Below are 23,012 nucleotides of genomic sequence, written 5' to 3' on the forward strand. Positions count from 1 at the left end.
CGCCGATCCGCCGGAAGGGCGGGCGCCGGTCTGCCGGAAGGCCGGACACCGATCCGCCGAAGGGACGGGCGCCGGTCCGCCGAAGGGGCGGACGGCTGTCCGCCGGAAGGCCGGACGCCGATCCACCGGAAGGCCGGCGCCGGATGTGTCAGCCGCGCGGCGGGACCTCGCAGCCGTCCGGGCCGCACGCCTCCGCGTCCGGGCCGGTGCCGCCGACCGGCTGGAGGGCGCGGCCCTGCCACGCCTGCTCCAGGGCCTGGGTGAAGACCTCGGCGGGCTGCCCTCCGGAGACGCCGTAGCGGCGGTCGAGGACGAAGAACGGCACGCCGTTGGCGCCGAGTTCGGCGGCCTCGCGCTCGTCGGCCCGCACCGCGTCGGCGTAGGCGGTCTCGTCGGCGAGGACGCCCCGGACCTCGGCCTCGTCGAGCCCGGCCTCCACGGCGAGGGCCACCAGGGTCGCGGCGTCGAAGACGGAGCGCTCCTCGGCGAAGTTCGCCCGGTAGGCGAGGTCGAGCAGCTCGTTCTGCCGGCCGCGCTCCTTGGCCAGGTGCAGCAGCCGGTGGATGTCGAAGGTGTTGCCGTGGTCGCGGCCGTCGGCCAGGTACTCCAGGCCCTCGGCGTGCGCGTTGGACGCCACGTGCGCCTCCATGGCCCGCGCCTCGTCGAGCGTCCGCCCGTACTTCTTCGCCAGCATCTCCAGGACGGGCCCGGTGTCCCCCTTGGCGCGGTGCGGGTCGAGCTCGAAGGACCGGTGCACGACCTCGACGTCGTCGCGGTGGGCGAAGGCGGCGAGCCCCTTCTCGAAGCGGGCCTTGCCGATGTAGCACCAGGGGCAGGCGATGTCCGACCAGATCTCGACGCGCATGGGTTTCCTTCACTCCGGGGGGGGCGGGCTGTCCCGGGTACAACGCCGCCCCCGGCGGATTTCATTCCGTTTACGCCCCCGGGGCGTCGCGCAGCTCCGGCGGGAGGAGGTGCCGGGGGACGGACTGGTAGGTGACCGGGCGGAGCCAGCGCTCGATGGCGGTGGCGCCGACCGAGGTGGAGGTGGAGGTGGTGGCCGGGTAGGGGCCGCCGTGGTGCTGGGCGGGGGCGACGGCGACGCCGGTGGGCCAGCCGCCGACGAGGACGCGGCCCGCGAGCGGGGTGAGCGCGGCCAGCAGGGCGGGGGCGGCGGGGTCGTCGTCGGCGCAGTGGAGGGTGGCGGTGAGGTTGCCGGGCAGCCGGCCGAGGACGGCGGTGACCTCGGCCTCGTCGGTGTAGCGGGCGACGACGGTGACGGGGCCGAAGCACTCCTCCAGGAGGAGCTCGTGGCCGCCGTCGGCGAGCCGGGCCGCGTCCACGGTGAGGACGCCGGCGGTGACGGTGTGCTCGTCGGCCGCGCCGGGGACGACGGGCGCCTCGACGCCGTCGAGGGCGGCCCGCTCGGTGACGCCCTCGACGAAGGCGGCCCGCATCCGGTGGTCGAGCAGGACGGCGGGGCCGGCCTGGGCGACGCCCTCGGTGAGGGCGTCGAGGAAGCGGTCGCCGTCGGCGCCGGCCGGGGCGAGGACGAAGCCGGGCTTGGTGCAGAACTGGCCCGCGCCCAGGGTCATGGAGCCGGCCAGGCCCGCGCCGGTCTCCTCGGCCCGCTCGGCGACCGCGCCAGGGGTGATCACGACCGGATTGAGGGAGCCGAGCTCGCCGTGGAAGGGGATCGGCACGGGGCGGGCGGCGGCGGCGTCGAAGAGCGCCCGGCCGCCGCGCACGGAGCCGGTGAAGCCGGCCGCCGCGACCAGCGGGTGGCGGACCAGCTCGACGCCCGCGTCGAAGCCGTGCACCAGGACGACGACGTCCTCGGGCAGCCCCGCCTTGGCGGCGGCGCGGCGCAGCAGGCCGGCGGCCAGCTCGGAGGTGGCCGGGTGGTCGGGGTGGGCCTTGACGACGACGGGGCAGCCGGCCGCGAGGGCGCTGGCGGTGTCGCCGCCGGGGACGGAGAAGGCGAGCGGGAAGTTGCTGGCGGCGTAGACGGCGACGACGCCGAGCGGGACCTTCCAGCGGCGCAGGTCGGGGCGGGGCGGCACGGCCGACGGGTCGGGGAGGTCGATGCGCACGTCGAGGTAGGCGCCGTCCTCGACGACCTCGGCGAAGGCGCGCAGCTGGGCGCTGGTGCGGGCGAGCTCACCGGTGAGCCGGGGGGCGCCGAGGGCGGTCTCGGCGTCGGCGGTGGCGACGACCTCGTCGGCGGAGGCGTCGAGGAGGTCGGCGGCGGCCCTGAGGAAGGCGGCCCGGACCGTGCGGTCGGCGAGGGACTCCCGGACGGCGTGGGCCGCGCGGACCGCGCGGTCGACGTCGGCGGCCGTGGCCTCCGTCGCGACCCGCTCGCGCCGCTTCCCCGACCGGGGGTCCACACTCCACACTGCTGCTGCCGACACCGCCACACCCCTGTTCACTATGATGAACACCGTTCTTGTGCATGAACGCTTCGGGGTGGACTCTATTGACGCCACGGGCGTTCCCACAAGGTCGTCCGGAAGTCAGGGAGAAGGGCGGGGTCATGGCGGGTGCCGACGCGAACGGCGCGCAGGTGAAGTCCGCGGTGCGGACGGTGGAGCTGCTGGAGTTCTTCGCCGGGCGGCCGGGGATGCACACCCTGGCGGCCGTCCAGGAGGCCGTGGGCTACCCCAAGTCGAGCCTGTACATGCTGCTGCGCACCCTGGTCGAGCTGGGCTGGGTGGAGACCGACGCCACCGGCACGCGGTACGGCATCGGGGTGCGGGCGCTGCTCGTGGGGACCTCGTACATCGACGGCGACGAGGTCGTGGCGGCCTCCCGGATCACCCTGGACCGGCTCTCGGACGACACCGCCGAGACCGTCCACCTCGCCCGCCTCGACGGCACCAGCGTGGTCTACCTGGCCACCCGGCAGTCCCAGCACCACCTGCGGCCCTTCACCCGGGTCGGGCGGCGGCTCCCGGCGCACTCGACCGCGCTGGGCAAGGCGCTGCTCGCCACCCACGACGACGAGCGGGTGCGGGAGCTGCTCCCGGAGGCGCTGCCGCCGGTGACCGAGCACACGATCACCGACCGGGAGCGGCTGATCGAGGAGCTGGCGGAGGTCCGCGAGCGGGGGTACGCGGTGGACCGCGAGGAGAACACCCTGGGGCTGCGCTGCTTCGCCGTGGCGATCCCCTACCGGGCCCCGGCCCGGGACGCGCTGAGCTGCTCGGTGCCGGCCGCCCGGCTGACCCCGGCCCACGAGCAGCTGATCAAGGACGCCCTCTTCGACGCGCGCGACCGGCTGGCGCTGGCGACCCGGCGGCTGTGAGGCGGGCCCCGGACCGGATGCGTGCCGCATGAACGTTTCCTGAGAATCGGGCCGCGACCGGAACGTCTCCCACCGCCCCGTTCGTCCCTCCAGGTGCCATGAACAAGACCATCAGGCGCACCTCGGTGTTCGTGCTGCTCCTCGTGCTCGCCCTCCTGGGGCGGGCCACCTGGGTGCAGGCGTACGAGAGCAAGGCGCTCGCGAACGACAGCAAGAACCGGCGGAAGACCATCGCGCAGTACGCGCAGCCGCTCGGGAACATCGTCGTGGCCGGCTCGCCGGTCACCGGCTCGAAGCGCACGGAGAGCGGTGATCTCGGCTACGCGCGCACCTACACGGAGGGCGAGCTGTACGCGGCGGTCACCGGCTACAGCTCGCAGGCGTACGGCGCCACCCAGCTGGAGGGCATCTACTCCGGGATCCTGGACGGCACCGACGACCGGCTGAAGAACCCGGTGGACGCGGTCACCCGCAAGCAGCAGGAGCCCGGCACGGTCGTCACCACGATCGACCCGGCCGTGCAGAAGGCCGGCTTCGAGGCGCTCGGGAGCAAGAAGGGCGCGGCGGTCGCGATCGACCCGGTCTCCGGCCGGATCCTCGGCATGGTCTCCACGCCCTCCTACGACCCGTCGGACATCGCCGGGACGACGGACGGCGACGCCTGGAAGCGGCTGACCGAGGACCCGGACAAGCCGCTGGTCAACCGGGCGCTGCGGCAGCCGCTGCCGCCCGGCTCCACCTTCAAGCTGGTCGTCGCGGCCGCCGCCCTGGAGGACGGGCTGTACTCCTCGGTGGACGTGCGGACCCAGAGCCCCGACCCGTACACCCTGCCGGGCACCCGGACCGTCCTGCCGAACGAGAACGCCTCCGCGCCCTGCGAGAACGCCACGATCCGCACCGCGCTCCGCTACTCCTGCAACAACGTCTTCGGCAAGATGGCCGCCGACCTGGGGCAGGACAAGGTGAAGGCGATGGCGGAGGGGTTCGGCTTCGACGACGACGAGCTGGACGTGCCGGTCCGGGCCTACCCGAGCGTCTACCCGTCCGGGATGGACCGGGCGCAGACCGCGCTGACCGGCATCGGGCAGTTCGACGTCACCGCCACCCCGCTCCAGATGGCGATGGTCTCGGCGGCGATCGCCAACGACGGCGAGCTCGCCGCCCCGCACATGGTCTCCGAGGTGGTCGACGCCGACGGCGACGCCCTGGAGACCCACGACGACGGCGACGCCACCCGGGTCGTCTCCGCCGCCACCGCCGAGCAGCTGCGCAGCGCGATGGTGACGGTGGTGGAGGAGGGCACGGGCTCCAACGCGGCGGTCCCCGGGGCCGAGGTCGGCGGCAAGACGGGCACCGCGCAGCACGGCGAGAACAACAGCAAGACGCCGTACGCCTGGTTCACCTCCTACGCGAAGGACGCGTCGACCGGGAAGCAGGTGGCGGTGGCCGTGCTGATCGAGGACTCGGGCGCGGCCCGCTCCGAGGTCAGCGGCAACGGCCTGGCGGCGCCGGTGGCGCAGAAGATGATGGCGGCCGCGCTGAAGTGACGCGCGTGGGGGCCGGATTGGCCCCCACGGCCTCGCACGCGATATGCAGGGTCACGCTCGAACGCCAGAGCACCCCCTCGAACTGTCGATCTTGCTCCGCGGAGGACCGTCGTGCGTCGCCTGCCCCGTTCGCTGTCCGGCTGGACCATGGCGGTCTTCGGCCTCCTCGCCGCCGCCCTGGGGGTGGTGGGCCTGGTCGCCCCGGACGCCCTCCTCACCGTGATGGGCTTCGAGCCGGTGCCCGACGGCGGGCGCGCGGAGGCGGACCACACACTGGTCTTCCTCACCGCCTCCTCGATGGCCGCGCTCAACATGGGCGTCTACTACGTGCTCGCCGCGCTCGCCGACTGGCGGGCCTTCTTCCGCTGGACGGTCCCCTTCCGGCTCCTCACCTGCGCGGTCTTCACCCTCGCGGTCGTCACCGGCCGGGCCCCGTCCGGCTTCCTCGGGGTGGGCCTGTGGGAGGGGCTCGGCGCCGTGGTCACGGGGGCGGCGCTGTGGTACGAGCGGAAGCGGTCCGCGCTCCCGGAATAGGGCAGGTGCCCGATCCGCCGGGGCCGCCTCAGACGTCAGGGTCTCCGTCCATGCGCTGGTATCTGACGGGTGTGGTCGTGTCCGGGTTCGGGACCACGGCGATGTGGCTGGTCTCCGGGATCTGGGTCAAGTCGCTGACGGGTTCGGACGGTCTCGCGGCCCTGACCGCCTTCGCCCTCTGGGCCCCCGCCCTCCTCGGGCCGCTGCTCGGCACGCTCGCGGACCGGGTGCGCCGCCGTCCGCTGCTGATCGTCCTCGACCTCTCGATGGCCGCGGTGCTGCCGCTGCTGCTCCTGGTGACCTCGGCCGACCGGGTGTGGCTGCTCTTCGCCGTCCTCGTGCTGTACGGCGCGCAGGGCACCGTCCACGACGCGGCCGAGCAGGCCCTGCTCGCCACCGGCTTCGCCGAGGAGCGGCTCGGCTCGGTCAACGGCCGGCGGATGACCGCCAACGAGTCGGTGAAGCTGGTCGCCCCGCTGCTCGCGGCGGGGCTCTTCGCCCGGTACGGGGGCGGTCCCGTGGCCCTCCTGGACGCGGCGACCTTCGCGCTGGCCGCGGCGGCGTTCGCCGCGACGCGGATGCGGGAGGCACGGCCGGCGCGCGCCCCGCGCGGGCGGGGCGCGTGGCGGCGGGAGACCGCCGAGGGCGTCCGGCTGCTCGCCGCCTCGCCGGTGCTGCGGCCGCTGGTCGCCACCGGGGCCCTCACCATGCTGCTCGCCGGGGTGAACGGCGCGGCGGTCTACGCGGTGGTGGACCAGGGACTCGGCCGGCCGCCCGCGTACGCCGGGGTGCTCTACGCGGTGCAGGGCGCCGGTTCGGTCCTCGCGGGCCTGACCACCGGGCCGCTGCTGCGCCGGATGCCGGAGCGGCTGCTCGCCGCCGTCGGGCTCGCCCTCTTCGCGGCGGCCGCCGGGGTACGGGCGCTGCCGTACGAGGCGACGGCGCTGGCGGCGAGCGCGGTGATCGGGCTCGGCATGCCGTGGGTGCTGGTGGCGGCGATGACGGCGGTCCAGCGGGAGGCGCCCGCGGCGGCGGCCGGCCGGATCGCGGCGACCGCGAACACCGTGCTCTTCGTGCCGAACGCGGTGGCCCTGGCGCTGGGCGCGGCCCTGGTGACGGCCGTGGACGTGACGCTGCTGCTGCCGGTGCTCGCGGTGGCGGGCCTGGCCCGGGCGGCCGTCACGGCCCGGACCCCGGCGCCCGCGCGGGTCGGGGACGCGCCGGAGGAGGCCCCGGGGGAGCCGGGACGGACGCGCTCGTAGTGCGTGCCCGCGGGTGGCCGGGGAGCATGGAAGGGGCGGCGGGCTCGGCGGGAGGAGGGCAGGGTGACGGCCGGTTCCTTCCCGGAGACGGGCACGGGGACGCAGGAGGGTCGCACCGGTGCGCCCGGCGACGGCCCGGAGGCACCGGCCGGCCCGGCGGGCGGCACCGGCTCCGACTCCGGCTCCCGTTCGTCGGGAGCCTCCTTCGACGCGCACGGGCTGCTCGACGTGATCGGGGTGGCCGCCGTCGTGGTGGACGCGGCCGGACGGATCGTGCTGTGGAGCCCGCAGGCCGAGGGCCTCTTCGGCTACCGGGCCGACGAGGCCCTCGGGCAGTACGTGGCCCGGCTGATCGTCGGCGAGGAGCACCGGGCCGAGGCGGTGCGGCTCTTCGGCGAGGTGCTGGGGCGCGGCACCACCTGGGCGGGCACCTTCCCCGTACGGCACAAGGACGGGTCGACCCGCGAGGTGGAGTTCCGCAACATGCGGCTGACCGACGACCTGGGCGACCTGTACGCGCTCGGCATCGCCGCCGACCGGAGCGCCGTCGCCCGGGTGGAGACGGAGCTGGCGCTCTCCGACCGGCTGGTCGACCAGTCCCCGATCGGCCTCGCGGTCCTCGACACCGAGCTGCGGTACGCCCTGGTCAACCCGGCCCTCGAACGGTTCAACGGGGTGCCGGCCGCCCGGCACCTGGGACGCCGGCCCTCCGAGGTGCTGCCCCTCGCGGCCGCGGAGCCGCTGGAGACGGCGGCCCGGCGGGTCCTGGAGAGCGGGGTGCCCCTGCTCGGTCTCCAGGCGATGGGCACCACCCCGGCCGACCCGGGCGGCGGCGAGCACGCCTGGTCGGTGTCCTTCTACCGCCTGGAGGCGGCCGGGGGCCGGGTCCTCGGGGTGGCGGCCTGGGTGGTCGACGTGACCGAGCGGTACCGGGCGGACGCGGAGGCCGACCGGTCCCGGCGGCGGCTGGCCCTGGTCGCGGACGCCTCCGCCCGGGTCGGCACCACCCTGGAGGTGGAACGGACGGCGGACGAGCTGGCCTCGGTGGTGGTGCCGGCCCTCGCCGACGTGGCCGCCGTCGACGTCCTCGACTCGGTGCTCGCGCTGCGCCGGCCGGGCACCCCCGAGGAGGGCCCGGCGCTCTTCCGGGCGCTGGCGGTGAAGGCCGGGCACGAGACGGAGGCGCTGTCCGCCGCCGACCCGCCCGGCTCGGTCGCGCTCTACGGCGCGGACCGGCTGGTCACCCGCTGCGTGCACACCGGACGGCCGGTCCTGGTGGCCCGGGTCGGCCCCGACGACCTGCCGCGGATCGCCCGCGGCCCGGAGGCCGCCCGGCAGCTGGCGCGGGCCGGGGTGCACTCGTACCTGGCGGTGCCGCTGATCGCGCGCGGCGAGGTGCTGGGAGCGCTCGACCTGAAGCGGGACCGGCACAACCCGCTGCCGTTCGACCAGGACGACGTGCTGCTCGCCGTGGAGCTGGCGGCCCGGGCGGCGGTGAGCATCGACAACGCCCGCTGGTACCAGAGCGTGCGGAACTCGGCCGTCACCCTCCAGCGCAGTCTGCTGCCGGGCGATCCGCCCGCCCGCCCCGGCCTGGAGGCGGCGGCCCGCTACCAGCCGGCCCAGGCGTCCAGCGAGGTCGGCGGCGACTGGTACGACGTGATCGCGGTGCCCGGCGAGAAGACGGCCCTGGTGGTGGGGGACGTGATGGGCAGCGGCATCGACGCGGCGGCGACCATGGGCCGGCTGCGGACCGCCACCCGCGCCTTCGCCGACCTGGACCTCTCCCCCGGGCAGGTGCTGCGGCACCTGGACCGGATCACCGTCGGCCTCGAACAGTCCATCGCCACCTGCCTCTTCGCCGTGCACGACCCGCGGCGGCACCGCTGCCGGATCTCGAACGCCGGCCACCTGCCGCCGGTGCGGCTCCCGGCCGACGGCCCGGCCGAACTGGTCGGCCTCTCCACCGGGGTGCCGCTCGGCGTCGGCGGGGGCACCTTCCGCACCACGCGGGTGCCGTTCCTGCCCGGCGACCGGCTGGTGCTGTACACCGACGGACTGATCGAGACCCGGGACGCCCCCATCGACGAACGGCTCGCGCTGCTCGTCGCGCTCGTCGACGCGACCCGGGAGCTGTCCCTGGAGGAGAGCTGCGACCAGCTGCTGCGGGAGCTGCGCCGCCCCGGCGCCCCGGACGACGTGGCGCTGCTCATCGCCCGGAGCACCGGATGAGCGCCCGGCGGCACGGGCCGCGGCCGGAGCACGGCTCAGGGCTGCGGAGCCTCGCCGGACAGGTCCTCGCCCTGGAGGCGCTGATCGCGCTCCTGGTGATCGTGGCGGCCGTCCTGGTCACCTTCCAGCAGGCCCGGCAGGACGTGCTGAGGGACGCGGAGATGCGGTCGCTCGCGGTGGCGGAGGCCTTCGCGAAGGCGCCCGGCGTGGACGCGGCGCTGACCTCGCCGGACCCGACGGCGGCGCTCCAGAAGCGGGCGGAGCAGACGCGGGTGGCGACCGGGGTGGACTTCGTCGCGGTGCTCGGCACGGACGGGGTGCGGTACACCGACGCCGTGCCCGGGCTGATCGGCCGGAAGGCGACCGGCGACCTCTCCCGGGCGGTGGTGGACGGCGAGTCGTACACGGAGACCTTCCGCGGCGCGCCGAACGACGCGGTGCGGGCCGTGGTGCCGGTGGTGGCCGACGACGGCCGGATCGTCGGCATGGTGACGAGCGGCATCGAGGTGCAGTCGCTGAGCGAGGCGGTGCGGGGCCGGCTGGTGGTGCTGCTGGCCGCGGGCGGCGGCGCCCTGCTGCTCGCGGTGGGCGGCGCGGCGCTGGTGTCGCGGCGGCTGCGGCGCCAGACGCACGGCCTGGGACCGGCCGAGATGACCCGGATGAAGGAGCACCACGAGGCGGTGCTGCACGCGGTCCGCGAGGGCGTGCTGATCGTCGGCGCGGACGGGCGGCTGCTGCTCGCCAACGACGAGGCGCGGCGGCTGCTCGGCCTGCCGGCGGACGCCGAGCGGCGGCCGGTCGGCGAGCTCGGGCTCGATCCCCGCACCGTGGAGCTCCTGGAGTCCGGGCGGACCGCGACGGACGAGGTGCACCGGGCGGGCGACCGGCTGCTCGCGGTCAGCGTGCGGCCCACCGCCCGGGACGGCTCCGGCTCGGGCAGCGTGATGACGATGCGGGACACGACGGAGCTGGCCGCGCTCTCCGGGCGGGCGGCGGTGGCCCGGGGCCGGCTCCAGCTGCTGTACGAGGCGGGGGTGCGGATCGGGACCACCCTGGAGGTGGTCCGGACGGCGGAGGAGCTGGCGGAGGTGGCGGTGCCGCGCTTCGCGGACTTCGCGACGGTGGAGCTGCTGGAGCCGGTGCTGCGGGGCGAGGAGCCGCCGCAGGACTCGACGCTGTCGGAGATGCGCCGGGCCGCGCTGAGCGGGCTGCGGGCGGAGCAGCCGCTCCAGCGGGTCGGCGAGGTGATCCGCTTCCATGTGCCGAGCACGCCGATGGCGACGGCGCTGGCCGAGGGGCACGCGGTGGTGCAGCCGGAGCTGGCCGCGGCGGACGGCTGGCGGGCGCAGGACCCGGAGGGGGCGGCCGGGGCGCTGGCCTACGGGATGCACTCGCTGCTGACGGTGCCGCTGCTGGCCCGGGACGTGGTGCTCGGGATGGCGAACTTCTGGCGGTCGGACACGCCGGAGCCGTTCGGGGAGGAGGACCGGGAGTTCGCGGAGGAGCTGGCGGCGCGGGCGGCGGTGGCGATCGACAACGCCCGGCGGTTCACCCGGGAGCACGCGATGGCGGTGACGCTCCAGCGGAGCCTGCTGCCCCGGGTGCTGCCCGAGCAGAACGCGGTGGAGGTGGCGTACCGCTACCTGCCGGCGAAGGCTGGGGTCGGCGGCGACTGGTTCGACGTGATCCCGCTGCCGGGGGCGCGGGTGGCGCTGGTGGTGGGCGACGTGGTGGGGCACGGGCTGCACGCGGCGGCGACGATGGGCCGGCTGCGGACGGCCGTGCACAACTTCTCGACGCTCGACGTGCCGCCCGACGAGATCCTGGGCCACCTCGACGAGCTGACCGGCCGGATCGACGAGGAGGGGGAGCCCGCGGCGGCGGGCGAGGGCGGCCGGGGGCGGCGGGAGGAGACCATCACCGGCGCGACCTGCCTGTACGCGATCTACGACCCGGCGTCCGGGGTGTGCACGGTGGCGAGCGCCGGGCATCCGGGGCCCGCGGTGGTGGACGCGGAGGGGCGGGTGGAGTTCCCGCCGCTGGCGCCGGGGCTGCCGCTGGGTCTCGGGCTGGGGGACGTGCCGTTCGAGTCGACGGAGCTGCGGCTGGCGGAGGGCAGCAAGCTGGTGCTCTTCACGGACGGTCTGCTGGAGGACCACGGGCGGGACCTGGGGACGGGGCTGAGGCTGCTGCGGACTTCCCTGGAGCGCCCGGACCGGAGCCCCGAGCAGATCTGCGCGGACGTGCTCGCCAACCTGCTGTCGCCGGCGCCCCGGGACGACATCGCGCTGCTGGTGGCGCGGACCCGGCGGCTGCCGGCGGAGCGGATCGCCGAGTGGGAGGTGGCCAGGGATCCGGCGGCGGTGTCGCCGGTGCGGAACGCGGCGGCGGCCAAGCTCGCCGAGTGGGGGCTGGAGGAGGCGTCGTTCGCGGTGGAGCTGATCCTGAGCGAGCTGGTCACCAACGCGGTGCGGTACGGGGCGGACCCGGTGCGGGTGCGGCTGCTCCACGACCGGACGCTGGTGTGCGAGGTGTCGGACGGCAGCAGCACCTCGCCGCACCTGCGGCACGCGGCGGAGACGGACGAGGGCGGGCGGGGGCTGTATCTGGTGGCGCGGTTCGCGGAGCGCTGGGGCACGCGGTACGGGCGGCGGGGGAAGACGATCTGGGCGGAGCTGCGGGTGGGGCCGGGCGGCGGGGACGGCCTGGCCGGTCCGGGGCCCACGCCGACGGCGGCGCTCGACCTGGACGCGCTGGAGAAGCTGGCCTGGTGAGGGCGCGGCCGTCGCTTCGGACCGGCGCCCCCACATGGTATACCAAAAGGGTTCGCCGGAACCCAAGGAGACCTCCGTGAGCCCCACGCCCCGCCCCGCGACCCTCTTCCACGACGTCCGGCCCCTCGGCGGCCCCGCACGCGACCTGATCGCCGTCGACGGGGTGCTCGTCGCGGAGGTCCCCGAGGGCGCGGCCGTCGAGCGGGTCGACGGCGGCGGGCGCCTCGCCCTGCCGACCCTGGTCGACGCGCACATCCACCCGGACAAGACCTCCTGGGGCGAGCCCTGGCACCGCCGCCGCCCCGCCGGGGGCATCGCCGAGTACGTCGCCGGCGACGTGGAGCTGGCCCGCGCGCTGCCCACCCCGGTGGGCGAGCGGGCGCTGCGCCTGATGTCCCACGCGGCGGCGCGGGGCACCCGCGCGATGCGGGCCCACGCGGACGTGGCCCCGGCCTACGGCCTGGCCGGCGTCGAGGGCGTCGCCGGCGCCGCCGCGCGGCTGGCCGGGATCGTCGACGTCGAGCTGGTCGCCTTCCCGCAGCACGGCGTGGTCCGCTCCCCGGGCACGGCGGAGCTGCTCGCCGAGGCGGCGGCGAGCGGTCTGGTCAGCCATATCGGCGGCATCGACCCGACCGGCTTCGACGCCACCGGCGACCGGGACGGCGACCAGCTCGGCCTGGTCTTCGGCCTCGCCGAGAAGCACGGCCTCGGGCTCGACGTCCACCTCCACGACCGGGGCGAGCCGGGCCTCGCGGTGATCCGGGACATCGCCGCCCGCACCCGCGCGGCCGGCCTGGAGGGCAAGGTGGCGGTGGCGCACGCCTTCGCCGTCGCGGGCCTGGCGGGCCGGGAGCTGGACGAGCTGGCCGGCCTCCTCGCGCGGTCCGGGGTGGCGCTGACCACGGTCGCCCTGGGCGAGACGACGATCCTGCCGTTCCGCCGGCTCGCCGAGCTCGGGGTGACGGTCGGCCTCGGCTCGGACGGCGTCCGCGACAGCTGGAGCCCGTACGGCGACGCCGACATGCTGCACCGCGCCTGGCTGGCCGGCTGGGCCCTCGACGCCCGGCTCGACGAGGAGCTGGAGGCGTGCTTCGCCCTCGCCGCCGACGGCGGCGCCGCGCTGATGGGCCTGCCCGCCGCCGACCTGCGCCCGGGCTCCCCGGCCGACTTCATGCTGGTCGAGGGCGAGTGCCTGCCGCAGGTCGTGGTGGACCTGCCACGCCGGGACCTGGTGGTCCGGGCGGGCCGGGTGGTGGCCCGGGACGGCCGCCTGGTCTGAGCCGCGCCGGCCCGGCCCCTAGACCTCCGCCAGGGCGGTGCGGACCGCCGCCAGGTCGGCGTCGGAGGCCAGGCCCGCGTGGTAGAGCCGGAGTTCGGTGGCGCCGTCGGCGAGGGCGCGCCGGGCGTCCTCGGCGAGGCGGCCGGGGGCGCCGCCCATGCCGGTGACGACGGAGAGGTTGGCGGCGAGGGCGGCGCCGGACGGCCGGTGGGCGGCGAAGGCGGCGAGCCGGTGGGGCCGGGCCACCACCCCGTCGGCGAGGCCGAGGACGTGCGCGGGGTCGGTGCCCGCGTCGGCGCCGCAGCGGTACGGGTCCGGGTCGGCGTGCAGCAGGATCCGGAAGCCGGGCGGGGCGGCGGCCCGTACGGCTCCGACGGCGGCCTCCTGGAGGGAGCGGGCGGTCCGGGCGCGCCAGGCGAGGGCGGGGGCCTCCGAAGCGCCGAGGTCCCCGGCGGGTCCGGTGCCGGCCCAGACCGGGGCGAGGGCGGCGCGGACGGCGGCGGCCAGCGCGTCCGGGTCGGCGCCCTCCTGCGCGTACCCCTGCCGGCAGTGCGGGCAGAAGCAGAGCGACAGCAGCAGCTGGGCGCGGTCGTCGAGCGGGACGCCGCCGGTCTTGTCGTGGGCGTGCAGGTGGGCGTAGCCGTACCAGCCGCAGGACTCCAGCTCGGTGCCGGTGGCGCCGGGGCGGACGGCGGCCTCGGCGGCGAGGTCGACGAGCAGCGCGCGGACCTCGGGGTGCGCGACGCAGGGGGCCCACGGGTAGCGGTCGCCGTGGGCGTTGACGACCGAGGTGTCCGGATGGTCGGCGCCGAGCCGGGAGTTGTGGGCGAGGACGACCCAGCTGTGCACGTCGAGGCCGGTGCCGTCGAGCGCTCGCGCGGCCCGCGCCCAGGCGTCGCCGGGGGCCCAGTCGCCCGCCGGGTACGGGGCGAGCCGGCGGCCGGCCCAGCGGTCCGGGTCCGGCGGGTAGAGCACGGCGGCGTGCTCGGCGGTGACGACCCGCCGGGCCGGGTGGCGGGGGCTGAGCGCCCGGGTGGAGTGGTAGGCGGCGGCGAGGGTGACCTGCTGGACGCCGAGCCCGGCGAGGAGCGCGGGGGCGGCGGGGTCGCCGTCGACGTCCCAGGGGTAGAGGAAGGCTCCCGTACGGGGGCGGGCGGGGGTGGTCACGGGCGCTCCCGGGAATACGCGTCACACAGGTCCTGGCCGTTCACATCCATGAACGACGCTCGCACGCTAGCCCTCCCCGCCGCCCCGGTCAAGGCGAACGCACCCGGTGGCACCGCACCTTGACGGCCCCTCCGCCCCTCCCTAGCGTGTCCACGTCCGTGAATGGCCGCCGACCGGCGGCGCGCCCCAGCCGAGGAGAACCACCCGATGCCCGCACCCCGCACCCTCCTGCTCACCGGTGCCGCCGGCGGCGTCGGCACCCTCATGCGGGAGCTGCTCCCCGCCCACGGGTACGAGCTCCGCCTCCTCGACGCCGTCCCCGTCCCCGGCGCCCCGGACGCGATCGTCGCCGACCTCGCCGACCGCGCCGCCCTGCGCGAGGCGGTGCGCGGCGTGGACGCGGTCGTGCACCTCGCCGGCATCTCCCTGGAGGCCGACTTCGACGCGATCGTCGCGGCGAACGTCACCGGCCTCCACCACCTCTACGAGGCGGTCCGCGAGGAGGGCGTCCGCCGGGTCGTCTTCGCCTCCAGCAACCACGCCGTCGGCTTCACCCCCCGCCCGCGCGACGGCGAGCCGCCGGTGCCGGTCACCACCCCGCACCGCCCCGACACCTTCTACGGCCTCTCCAAGTGCTTCGGCGAGGACCTGGCGCAGCTCTACTGGGACCGGCACGGCGTCGAGACCGTCTCCGTCCGCATCGGCTCCTGCTTCCCCGAGCCCACCTCGGTCCGGATGCTCTCGCTCTGGCTGAGCCCCGCCGACTGCGCCCGCCTGCTGCACGCCGCGCTCACGGCGGAGTCCGTCGGCCACACCGTGGTGTACGGCTCCTCCGCCAACACCCGCGAGTGGTGGGACCTGTCGACCGCGCGCGCCCTCGGCTACGACCCGCGGGACGACTCGGAGGCGTACGCGGAGAAGCTGCTCGCCGAACAGGGGGCCCCGGCCGAGGGCAGCCCCGACGACCTCTACCTGGGCGGCGGCTTCACCACCCCCGCCCCGCCCCGCTGGCCGCACCCGACCGCGTGAGCCGCGGCCCGGACCGCGGGGTCCGGGGGCCGCGAGGGCCGGCGCTGCCGGGGCCGGTCGGGGACGGAGCGGACGTCCGCGGGCCCGGCCGGTGATACGGGGGAGCCGGCCGGGCCCGGTTCGACGGCGCGCGCTGGCAGCGCCGGACGCCCCCACCGTAGGCCGCCACCAAGATCACCGCGAGCCGCGTAACGCGGCCTCTGTCCGGAATGCGCGACCGACGGGAGCACAGGGGCACGCCGGGGCGCGCCGGCCGCCTCAGGGCGCCGTCCGCAGCGTCCGCGACGGGGACTCGCCGAACTTCTCGCGGTAGTGGGCGGCGAAGCGCCCCTGGTGCGCGAAGCCCCAGCGCCAGGCGACCTCGCTCACGCTCACCTCGTCCGGCTCCGCCGCCCGCAGCTCCTCGCGGACCCGCTCCAGCCGGACCTCCCGGACGTAGGCCATCGGCGACATCCCGACGTACTCCCGGAAGGACTCCTGGAGCCGGCGGACGCTCACGCGCGCGTGGGCGGCGAGTTCGCCGGTGGTGAAGGGGTGCCCGGGGCGCTCCCGCACCGCGTCCATGGCCCGCTTGACCGGCGCCGGGCGGCGCGGCCCGCCGGGGTGGGCCAGCTCGTCCCGCCAGGGGTGCTCGGCGGCCAGCAGCAGCCCGTTGAGCAGCGCCTCCTGGAGCGGGCGGGCGACCAGCTCGTGGTGGGCGAGGCCCTCCCCGGCAAGGGCCTCGGCGGCGACCCTGCGGGCGAAGCGCACCCAGCCGAGCCCGGGGCCGCGCGAGATGTCGAGGCGGGGGCGGAAGGCGAGGCCGCCGTGCGGGGGGCGGCCGAGGAGGCTCTCCAGCCGGTCGCGCAGCTCGGCGGCGCCGACCTTGACCGAGAGGATCCGCCCGTCGCCGCTCCAGCGGTCGAGGAAGGTGTCCCCCGCGGGGTCCAGGAGCAGCGCCTCGCGGGCGGAGGCGTACACGGCGGAGCCGCGGCCCTGGCGCATCTCCATGGTGCCGCTGAGCGGCGCGTTGACGTGGTAGGCGCCGAGCTCGCCGAAGCTCATCCGGACGTCGGCCCCGCAGCTGAGGTCGCCGATGACCAGCGGTCCGAACTCGACGATGTCGAAGCGGGCCGCGAAGGACCGGTACGGGTCGACGACGTCCATCCGGCTCGCGTAGTAGCGCGCGTCGAGTTCCTGCCGCGCCTCGTCGACGTCCCCGGTCGTAAAAGAGCTCCCGCCCACAGCACCCACGATGCGAAAGATAATTCATATGACGGACCCGTCCGGAAGCGGCAGGATGCCCGGCATGCCACGACCCCGGGGATTTTCGTACGAGGAGCGCAAGGACGGCTCGGTCGTCCTCACCCACCACGGCCGCGCCGCCGGCGTGCTGCGCGGCGCCCGGGCGGCGAAGTTCCTGGCCGAGGCGGAGTCCGGCGACCTCCAGCTGGTGATGGCCCGCTGGACCGGGGCGTACCGTTTCGGCAACGAGCGGCAGGCCCGGGAGCACCCGCGTAACCAAGGTGGCCGAACCCGTCGCGGGTAAGGGAACGGCAAAGGGACCCGGATCGTTGAGCCTGGCATGACCGCAATGACCCCCGGCTCGAACCTTCCGCTCACCGCCCCCCGTGTGGCGGTGGACGTCGCCGCCCCCGTGCGGCTCGACGTCTCGGGCCTGCTGCTCGGCGCCGACGGCAAGGTGCGCTCGGACGACGACTTCATCTTCTACAACCAGCCCGCCGGCCCCGGTGTCACCTACCGCTCCGGCGGCGGCACCGCGCCGGACGCGATCCTGGTGGACACCGGCGGCCTGCCCGCCGGCATCGAGAGGATCGTGGTCACGGCCAGTCCGGACGCCGCCGGCCAGACCTTCCAGGGCATCGAGCCCACCGCGACCGTCCGCGAAGCCGACAGCGGCGCGGTCATCGCCACCTTCACCCCGCCGCAGCTGGCCACCGAGACGGCCCTGGTGGTCGTCGAGATCTACCAGCGCAACGGCGCCTGGAAGGTCCGCGCCGTCGGCCAGGGATACGCGAACGGCCTGGCCGGCATCGCGACCGACTTCGGCGTGAGCGTGGAGGAGGAGCCCGCCGCCCCGGCCGCCGTCGCGCCCCCGGCCCCGGCCGCGCCGCCCGCGCAGACCCTGCCCTCCTTCACTCCCCCGCCGATGCCGCCGGCTCCCCCGGTGGACCCGCGGCTCGCCGCAGCGACCCCGGCCGCCCCCGCGCCCGCCCCGGCCCCCACCGGCAAGATCAACCTCGACAAGGGCCGGGTCAGCCTCCAGAAGAACCAGACGGTGTCGCTGGTCAAGGCCGGCCGCCCGCTGCTCTCCCAGGTGAAGATGGGCCTGGGCTGGGAGCCCGCGTACCGGGGCAAGGACATCGACCTGGACGCCTCGGTCATCGCCTTCGGCCCCCAGCGCAACCACCTGGACAGCTGCTACTTCGGCAAGCTGAACATCCTCGGCGGATCGGTCCGGCACTCGGGCGACAACCTGACGGGCGAGGGCGGGGGCGACGACGAGGTCATCACCGTCGACCTGGGCCGGCTGCCGGCCGACGCCACCGGTCTGGTCTTCACGGTGAACTCCTTCTCCGGACAGAAGTTCACCGAGGTCGCCAAGGCCTACTGCCGGCTGCTGGACGCGGCGACCGGCGAGGAGCTGGTGCGCTTCGACCTGACCTCCGCCGAGCCGCAGACCGGCGTGATGATGGCCAAGCTCATCAAGCAGTTCTCCGGCGAGTGGGAGATGACCGCGATGGGCGACTTCGTGAAGTCCCGGACCGTCCGGGGCATGGTGAAGCCGGCCGCCCAGGCGCTCTGAGCGGCCGGCCCCCACGCGCTAGGAGAACAGCGCGCTGTAGGCGTTGAGGGCGGGCTGGCCGCCGAGGTGGGCGTAGAGCACGGTCGCGTCGGACGCGATCTCGCCCCGGTCCACCAGGTCGATCAGCCCGGCCATCGACTTCCCCTCGTAGACGGGGTCGGTGACCATGCCCTCGGTGCGGGCGGCCAGCCGCATCGCGTCGAGGGTGGCCTCGTCCGGGATGCCGTAGACACCGGCGTGGTAGCGCTCGTCCAGCTCCACGTCGGCGCCGGTGAGCGCGCGCTCCACACCGATGAGCCCGGCGGTGTCCCGGGCGATCCGGGTGATCTGCCCGTGGGTCTCGGCGGGCTTCGCCGAGGCGTCGATCCCGATGATCCGGCGCGGCCGGCCGCCCTCCTCGGCGAGCGCGGCGAAGCCGGCGACCATGCCGGCCTGGGTGGAGCCGGTCACCGAGCAGACCACCACCGTGTCGAAGAAGACGCCCAGCTCCCGCTCCTGCTCGGCCACCTCGTAGGCCCAGTTCGCGAAGCCGAGCCCGCCGAGCGGGTGGTCGGAGGCGCCGGCCGGGATCGCGTACGGCTTCCCGCCGCCCTCCTCGACCTCGCGCAGCGCCTGCTCCCAGCTCTCCTTGAAGCCGATCCCGAAGCCCGCGCGCACCAGCCGCACGTCGGCGCCGGCCAGCCGGCTGATCAGGATGTTGCCGACCTTGTCGTAGACCGCGTCGGGCCACTCGACCCAGCTCTCCTGCACCAGCACGCACTTGAGCCCGGCGCGGGCCGCGACGGCGGCGACCTGACGGGTGTGGTTGGACTGCACGCCGCCGATGGAGACCAGGGTGTCGCAGCCCTGCGCGAGGGCGTCCGCGACCAGGTACTCCAGCTTGCGGGTCTTGTTCCCGCCGTACGCGACACCGGAGTTGCAGTCCTCGCGCTTGGCCCACAGGGCCGCGCCGCCGAGGTGGTGCGCGAGCCGTTCGAGGGGGTGGACCGGGGAGGGCCCGAAGAGGAGCGGATAGCGGTCGAAGTCGGTGATCGGCACGGGCGGCTCTCCCTGGGGTGGCGGGCGGGACGGGGGGTACGGCTCCGAGGACGGTGGTGCGACGGCGGCGCGGGTCACGCTTCCGCGGGCGCGGGGATGCCGGTGACCTCGGCGACCTCGGTGGCGTCGTCGGCGAGCTGCTCCAGGGCGGCCCAGATCTCGCTGGTGATCCGGACGGCCTCCTCCGCGTCCCCGGCGGCGCAGGCGTCGATGAGGCGGGTGTGCAGCTCGGCGGAGCCGCAGCTGCCGGAGTCCCCGAAGAGCCGGCGCTCCACGCGGCGGATCAGCGGGGTGTAGCGGTCGATGGTGGCGGCGGCCGCGTGGTTGCCGCTGGCGCCGACGAGGACCTGGTGCAGCTCGTCGTCGGCGGCGAGGGCGGCCTCGACGTCGGAGGCGCGGACGGCGGCGGCGAACCGCTCGTTGGCCTCGCGCATGGCGCGGATGGCCTCGGGGCCGAGCAGCGGCACGGCGGTGCGGGCGGCGAGTTCGTGCATCACCCGCACCACGGAGGCGGCGTCCCGGACGATCCGGGTGACCGGCCGGGTGACCCGGGTGTAGCTCTGCGGCTTGGTCTCGACCAGGCCCTCGACGGTGAGCCGGGCGAGGGCGTCGCGGACCGGCGCGCGGGAGAGGCCGAGCCGGTCGGCGAGGTCGGCGTCCTTGAGGAGGGCGCCGGGGGCGAGGTCGCCTCGCACGATCGCCTCGCGCAGCGACTCGTAGGCCCGGTCGCGCAACAGGGTCCGGCCCACGGGCCGCAGAGCGTCGTCCATGGACTGACAGGTTAGATGTCAGTCCACGGAGCCGACAGGGGAGCGGGGAAGCTGGCGGGAACCCGTCGTGAACCCGACGCGAATCCTCACCTTTTCCCCGCGGGAGCCGGCCGGGCCGGCGGTGCGTCAGCGGCGGGGCTGGCGGCGCCAGGGGCCGGTGATCGCCACCATGATGCCCGGCGTCTGGATGCTGGCGTACAGGGTGTCGCCGTCGGGCGAGAAGACGACGCCGGTGAACTCGCTGTCGTTGAGGTCGTTGCGCGCGATCGGGTAGGTGCGGCCCGAGTCGGTGGCGCCGAAGAGGTGCGACACCCCCTCGCCGTCCTCGGCGATGACGAGCCCGCCGTACGGCGACACGGTGATGTTGTCCGGACCGTCGAAGGCGCCGTCCTGCTCGGGCGCGGGGTTGACGCCGAGCAGCACCTTGAGGGTGAGGGTGCGGCGCTTGGGGTCGTAGAACCAGACCTGGCCGTCGTGGGCCGCGCCGGGGCTCTCCTCCCGGGCGTACGAGGAGACGACGTAGGCGCCGCCGTCGGCCCACCACATGCCCTCCAGCTTCCGGCCGCGGGTGACCCGGCCGTCGGCGAACTGCTTGCGCACCGGCGTGGTGCGGCCGTCGCGGTCGGGGACGTCCGTCCAGTCGACGCCGTAGACGGTGCCGATCCGGGTGGCGCGGGAGAGGTCGTCGACGAACCGCCCGGCGGAGTCGACGCAGCGGGCGGCCTGGAGGACTCCGGCGTCGTCGGCGAGCGGGCGGTACCGGCCGCGGCCGTGCTCGAAGCCCTGCGGCGGCACCCAGCGGAAGAGGAGCCCGTTGGGGTTGGAGGCGTCCTCGGTGAGGTAGGCGTGGCCGCGCTTGGGGTCGACGACGACGGCCTCGTGGTCGTAGCGGCCGAAGAACTTGAGCGGCTTCGGGGCGAGGTTGGCCCGGCGGTCGCGGGGGTCGACCTCGAAGACGTACCCGTGGTCCTTGGTCATGCCGTTCTTGCCGGCGAGGTCGGAGTTCTCCTCGCAGGTCAGCCAGGTGCCCCAGGAGGTGCGGCCGCCGGCGCAGTTGGTGGAGGTGCCGGCGATGCCGACCCACTCGGCGACGGTGCCGTCGCGCCGCACCTCGACGACCGTGCAGCCGCCGGCCGCGGCCGGGTCGTAGACGAGGCCCTCGGCGAGCGGGACGGGGTGCTCCCACTTGGAGCGGGCGCCCTTGAGCTCGTGGTTGTACACGATGTACGTGGCGCCGCGCGGGCCGGCGAAGGTGGCGGCGCCGTCGTGGTTGGAGGGGGTGAACTCGCCGCTCTCCAGGCGGGTGACGCCGGTGCGGGTGATGACGCGGTAGGCGAAGCCCTCGGGCAGGGCGAGTATGCCGTCGGGGTCGGCGACGAGCGGGCCGTAGCCGAGGCGGTCGTGGCCGTGCCCGTGGCCGTCGTGGCCGTGGCCGTGCCCGTCGTGCCCGTGCCCGTGCCCGTCGTCGTGGCCGGGGCCGCCGTGCGCGCGCTCGTCGCTCGCGAGGGCCTCGGGGGCGGTGGCGAGGACCCCGACGGCGCCGGTGAGGGCGAGGCCGGCGGCGGCGGACTTCCGGGTGAACTCTCTGCGGTTGAGCGCCATGGTGTGCGGATCTCTCCCCTGCTGATGGCTTGATGTCGCCCTCACCATCGCGCGCCCGCGGGAACGGCGGCTGAACGGCGTCGGAACGGCCGCGGAGCGCCTCCCCCGGTCCGGGGAAAGGCGCGCCGCGGCCGCCGGGGAGAGAAGGGGGAGGGGGGTCAGGCCGAGCCGGCCCGCGAGCGGGCCTTGAAGGCGGCCTTGCGGGCCTCCTTGGCGGCCGTCCTGTCCGGGTGGAGCCGGCCCATCGCGTCGAGCACCTCGGCCGTGGCCGGGTGCTCGACCCGCCAGGCGGTCTCCAGGAAGCCGGTGTGGCGGCTGGTCAGCCCCTCGACGAGTTCCTGGAGTTCCGCCAGGTCGCCGGCGGCGTCGAGCTGGGCGGCGATGGTGTCCACGGCGAGCCAGAAGATCATGGACTCCGGCGGGGCGGGCACGTCCTGGGCGCCGCGCTCGGCGAGCCAGACGCGGGCGAGGCCACCGAGCTCGGGGTCGTCGAGGACCGCGCGGACCACCGGCTCGGCCTCGGGCCCGACGAGGGCGAGGGCCTGCTGGCAGTGGAGGCGGCGGAGCGGGGACCCCTCGTCGGAGCCGCGGGCGGCGGCGAGGAGTTCGGCGGCGGCGGGCACCGGCTCGCGGCCGGCGAGCCATGCCTCGGTCTCGGCGCGGGCGGCGGCCTCGGGGTAGCCGGCGAGCCCGGCCAGGAGGGCGTCGGCGTCCTTCCCGGCGAGGTCCCCGACGGCGGGCGCGTCGACGCCGGCCTCCACCATGCGGCTGCGGACGCCGAAGAGGCCGAGCGGAGTGAGCCGGACCATGCCGTAGCGGCTGACGTCCTCGTCGTCGACGGGCTCGGCGGGCTCCTCGCCCTCCTCGGCCATCAGGGCCTCGTCGACGGGCTGGTACTCGACCAGGCCGATGGGCTCCAGGAGCCGGAACTGCTCGTCGAGCCGCATCATCGCGTCGGAGACCTGTTCCAGGACGTCGTCGGTGGGCTCGCCCATGTCGTCGGGGACGACCATGGAGGCGGCGAGCGCGGGCAGCGGCACCGGGCCGTCGCCGGGGCCGCCCTCGCTGACCGTCAGCAGGTAGAGGTTGCCGAGGACGCCCTCCAGGAAGTCGGCCTCCGCCTCGGGGTCCCAGTCGAGGGTGTCGAGGTCGAGGCCGCCGTCCTCGTCGAGCAGCGGCTCCAGGTCGTCCAGGACGGGGGCGACGGCGTCGGCGAAGACGGCCTCGAAGGCGTCGAGCCAGAGGGCGAGCACCTCCCGGGGCGCGCCGCCGGTGACGACGCCGAGGTTCTCGCCGGGGGCGGCGGTGCCGGGGGTGTCGTCGTCGGCGCCGTCCTCGACGTCGACGAGGCCGGTGTCGACCGCGAGCCGCCAGGCGTCGCCCGCCCAGTACTCGGCGTCCTCGTCGTCGCCGAGGCCGAGGACGCCGACGGCGTCCGGCAGCTGCTCGTCGACGAGTTCGCCGCCCGCGCCGACCCGGGTGTCGGGCCCGGCCCAGCGGGCGAGGCGCACGGCGTGGGCGAGGAGGGGGGCGGCCAGGGCTTCCCGAGCCAGCTCCGCGTCCGAGGGAAGCCGAACGGGGGGAAGGGTGGGGTGCTCCGCAGCCATGTGGGGGATCTCCTCGACGCGTGCGTGGATCGGTGTGGATCGCGGTGTGGATCTCGGG

18 protein-coding genes are annotated in these 23,012 nt (G+C 75.8%); 10 read left to right on the forward strand and 8 right to left on the reverse strand.

Annotated features, from left to right (window positions below; all coding sequences use genetic code 11):
- Positions 1-148: 148 nt before the first annotated feature.
- Positions 149-865: a DsbA family oxidoreductase gene (locus ACF1ED_RS11070; RefSeq protein WP_391758911.1), complete on the reverse strand. Its 717-nt coding sequence runs from the start codon at positions 863-865 to the stop codon at positions 149-151.
- A gap of 70 nt (positions 866-935) precedes the next feature.
- Positions 936-2,414: an aldehyde dehydrogenase (NADP(+)) gene (locus ACF1ED_RS11075; protein ID WP_391758913.1), complete on the reverse strand. Its 1,479-nt coding sequence runs from the start codon at positions 2,412-2,414 to the stop codon at positions 936-938.
- Positions 2,415-2,536: 122 nt separating this feature from the next.
- Here ACF1ED_RS11075 and ACF1ED_RS11080 point away from each other — a divergent pair, with 122 nt between their 5' ends.
- The 7 genes from ACF1ED_RS11080 (at position 2,537) to ACF1ED_RS11110 (ending at position 12,935) form a co-directional block, all read left to right on the forward strand.
- Positions 2,537-3,307: an IclR family transcriptional regulator gene (locus tag ACF1ED_RS11080; RefSeq protein WP_391758915.1), complete on the forward strand. Its 771-nt coding sequence runs from the start codon at positions 2,537-2,539 to the stop codon at positions 3,305-3,307.
- 98 nt (positions 3,308-3,405) lie between these two features.
- Positions 3,406-4,854: a peptidoglycan D,D-transpeptidase FtsI family protein gene (locus ACF1ED_RS11085; RefSeq protein ID WP_391758917.1), complete on the forward strand. Its 1,449-nt coding sequence runs from the start codon at positions 3,406-3,408 to the stop codon at positions 4,852-4,854.
- Positions 4,855-5,001: 147 nt separating this feature from the next.
- The gene (locus tag ACF1ED_RS11090) at positions 5,002-5,388 is read left to right on the forward strand and encodes a hypothetical protein (RefSeq protein WP_391759752.1); all 387 of its coding nucleotides are present in this window, start codon (positions 5,002-5,004) and stop codon (positions 5,386-5,388) included.
- Between the two features lie 50 nt (positions 5,389-5,438).
- Positions 5,439-6,650: an MFS transporter gene (locus tag ACF1ED_RS11095; RefSeq protein ID WP_391758919.1), complete on the forward strand. Its 1,212-nt coding sequence runs from the start codon at positions 5,439-5,441 to the stop codon at positions 6,648-6,650.
- Between the two features lie 63 nt (positions 6,651-6,713).
- Positions 6,714-8,882 carry a SpoIIE family protein phosphatase gene (locus ACF1ED_RS11100; protein ID WP_391758921.1) on the forward strand — a complete coding sequence of 723 codons (2,169 nt, stop codon included), beginning with the start codon at positions 6,714-6,716 and terminating at the stop codon, positions 8,880-8,882.
- Positions 8,879-11,656, forward strand: a complete 2,778-nt coding sequence (locus ACF1ED_RS11105) for a SpoIIE family protein phosphatase (protein WP_391758923.1) — start codon at positions 8,879-8,881, stop codon at positions 11,654-11,656. Before ACF1ED_RS11100 ends, ACF1ED_RS11105 begins: the two co-directional genes overlap by 4 nt.
- 34 nt (positions 11,657-11,690) lie before the next feature.
- A complete protein-coding gene (locus ACF1ED_RS11110) occupies positions 11,691-12,935 on the forward strand; it encodes an amidohydrolase (protein WP_391758925.1) in 1,245 nt (414 codons plus the stop codon).
- Positions 12,936-12,953: 18 nt separating this feature from the next.
- On the opposite strand, the gene ACF1ED_RS11115 is transcribed toward ACF1ED_RS11110, so the two are convergent.
- Complete coding sequence (locus ACF1ED_RS11115; RefSeq protein WP_391758926.1) at positions 12,954-14,102, reverse strand: hypothetical protein; 1,149 nt, start codon at positions 14,100-14,102, stop codon at positions 12,954-12,956.
- A 207-nt stretch (positions 14,103-14,309) separates the two neighbouring features.
- Between ACF1ED_RS11115 and ACF1ED_RS11120 the strand changes: the two genes are divergently transcribed.
- A complete protein-coding gene (locus tag ACF1ED_RS11120) occupies positions 14,310-15,131 on the forward strand; it encodes an NAD-dependent epimerase/dehydratase family protein (RefSeq protein WP_391758928.1) in 822 nt (273 codons plus the stop codon).
- Positions 15,132-15,389: 258 nt separating this feature from the next.
- Here ACF1ED_RS11120 and ACF1ED_RS11125 read toward each other — a convergent pair whose 3' ends face one another.
- Positions 15,390-16,364, reverse strand: coding sequence for an AraC family transcriptional regulator (locus ACF1ED_RS11125; protein ID WP_391758930.1), 975 nt, complete (start codon positions 16,362-16,364; stop codon positions 15,390-15,392).
- A gap of 55 nt (positions 16,365-16,419) precedes the next feature.
- On the opposite strand from ACF1ED_RS11125, the gene ACF1ED_RS11130 reads away from it, so the two are divergent.
- Together ACF1ED_RS11130 and ACF1ED_RS11135 are read left to right on the forward strand one after the other, a co-directional pair.
- Positions 16,420-16,659 (forward strand): hypothetical protein, encoded by a 240-nt coding sequence (locus tag ACF1ED_RS11130; protein WP_391758932.1) that lies wholly within the window; start codon positions 16,420-16,422, stop codon positions 16,657-16,659.
- Positions 16,660-16,704: 45 nt separating this feature from the next.
- The gene (locus ACF1ED_RS11135) at positions 16,705-17,937 is read left to right on the forward strand and encodes a TerD family protein (RefSeq protein ID WP_391759754.1); all 1,233 of its coding nucleotides are present in this window, start codon (positions 16,705-16,707) and stop codon (positions 17,935-17,937) included.
- An 18-nt stretch (positions 17,938-17,955) separates the two neighbouring features.
- Here ACF1ED_RS11135 and ACF1ED_RS11140 read toward each other — a convergent pair whose 3' ends face one another.
- The 4 genes from ACF1ED_RS11140 to ACF1ED_RS11155 all read right to left on the reverse strand — a co-directional run bounded on the left by ACF1ED_RS11140 (position 17,956) and on the right by ACF1ED_RS11155 (position 22,954).
- Complete coding sequence (locus ACF1ED_RS11140; RefSeq protein WP_391758934.1) at positions 17,956-18,975, reverse strand: 1-aminocyclopropane-1-carboxylate deaminase; 1,020 nt, start codon at positions 18,973-18,975, stop codon at positions 17,956-17,958.
- 74 nt (positions 18,976-19,049) lie between these two features.
- Complete coding sequence (locus ACF1ED_RS11145) at positions 19,050-19,745, reverse strand: GntR family transcriptional regulator (RefSeq protein ID WP_391758936.1); 696 nt, start codon at positions 19,743-19,745, stop codon at positions 19,050-19,052.
- Positions 19,746-19,871: 126 nt separating this feature from the next.
- Positions 19,872-21,347, reverse strand: coding sequence for an alkaline phosphatase PhoX (locus tag ACF1ED_RS11150; RefSeq protein ID WP_391758938.1), 1,476 nt, complete (start codon positions 21,345-21,347; stop codon positions 19,872-19,874).
- A 158-nt stretch (positions 21,348-21,505) separates the two neighbouring features.
- On the reverse strand, positions 21,506-22,954 hold the full coding sequence (locus tag ACF1ED_RS11155; protein ID WP_391758940.1) for a hypothetical protein: 1,449 nt from the start codon (positions 22,952-22,954) through the stop codon (positions 21,506-21,508).
- Positions 22,955-23,012: the final 58 nt, after the last annotated feature.

Origin of the sequence: Streptomyces sp. NPDC014656 (genome assembly GCF_043084305.1) — a bacterium.
Lineage (GTDB): Bacteria > Actinomycetota > Actinomycetes > Streptomycetales > Streptomycetaceae > Streptomyces.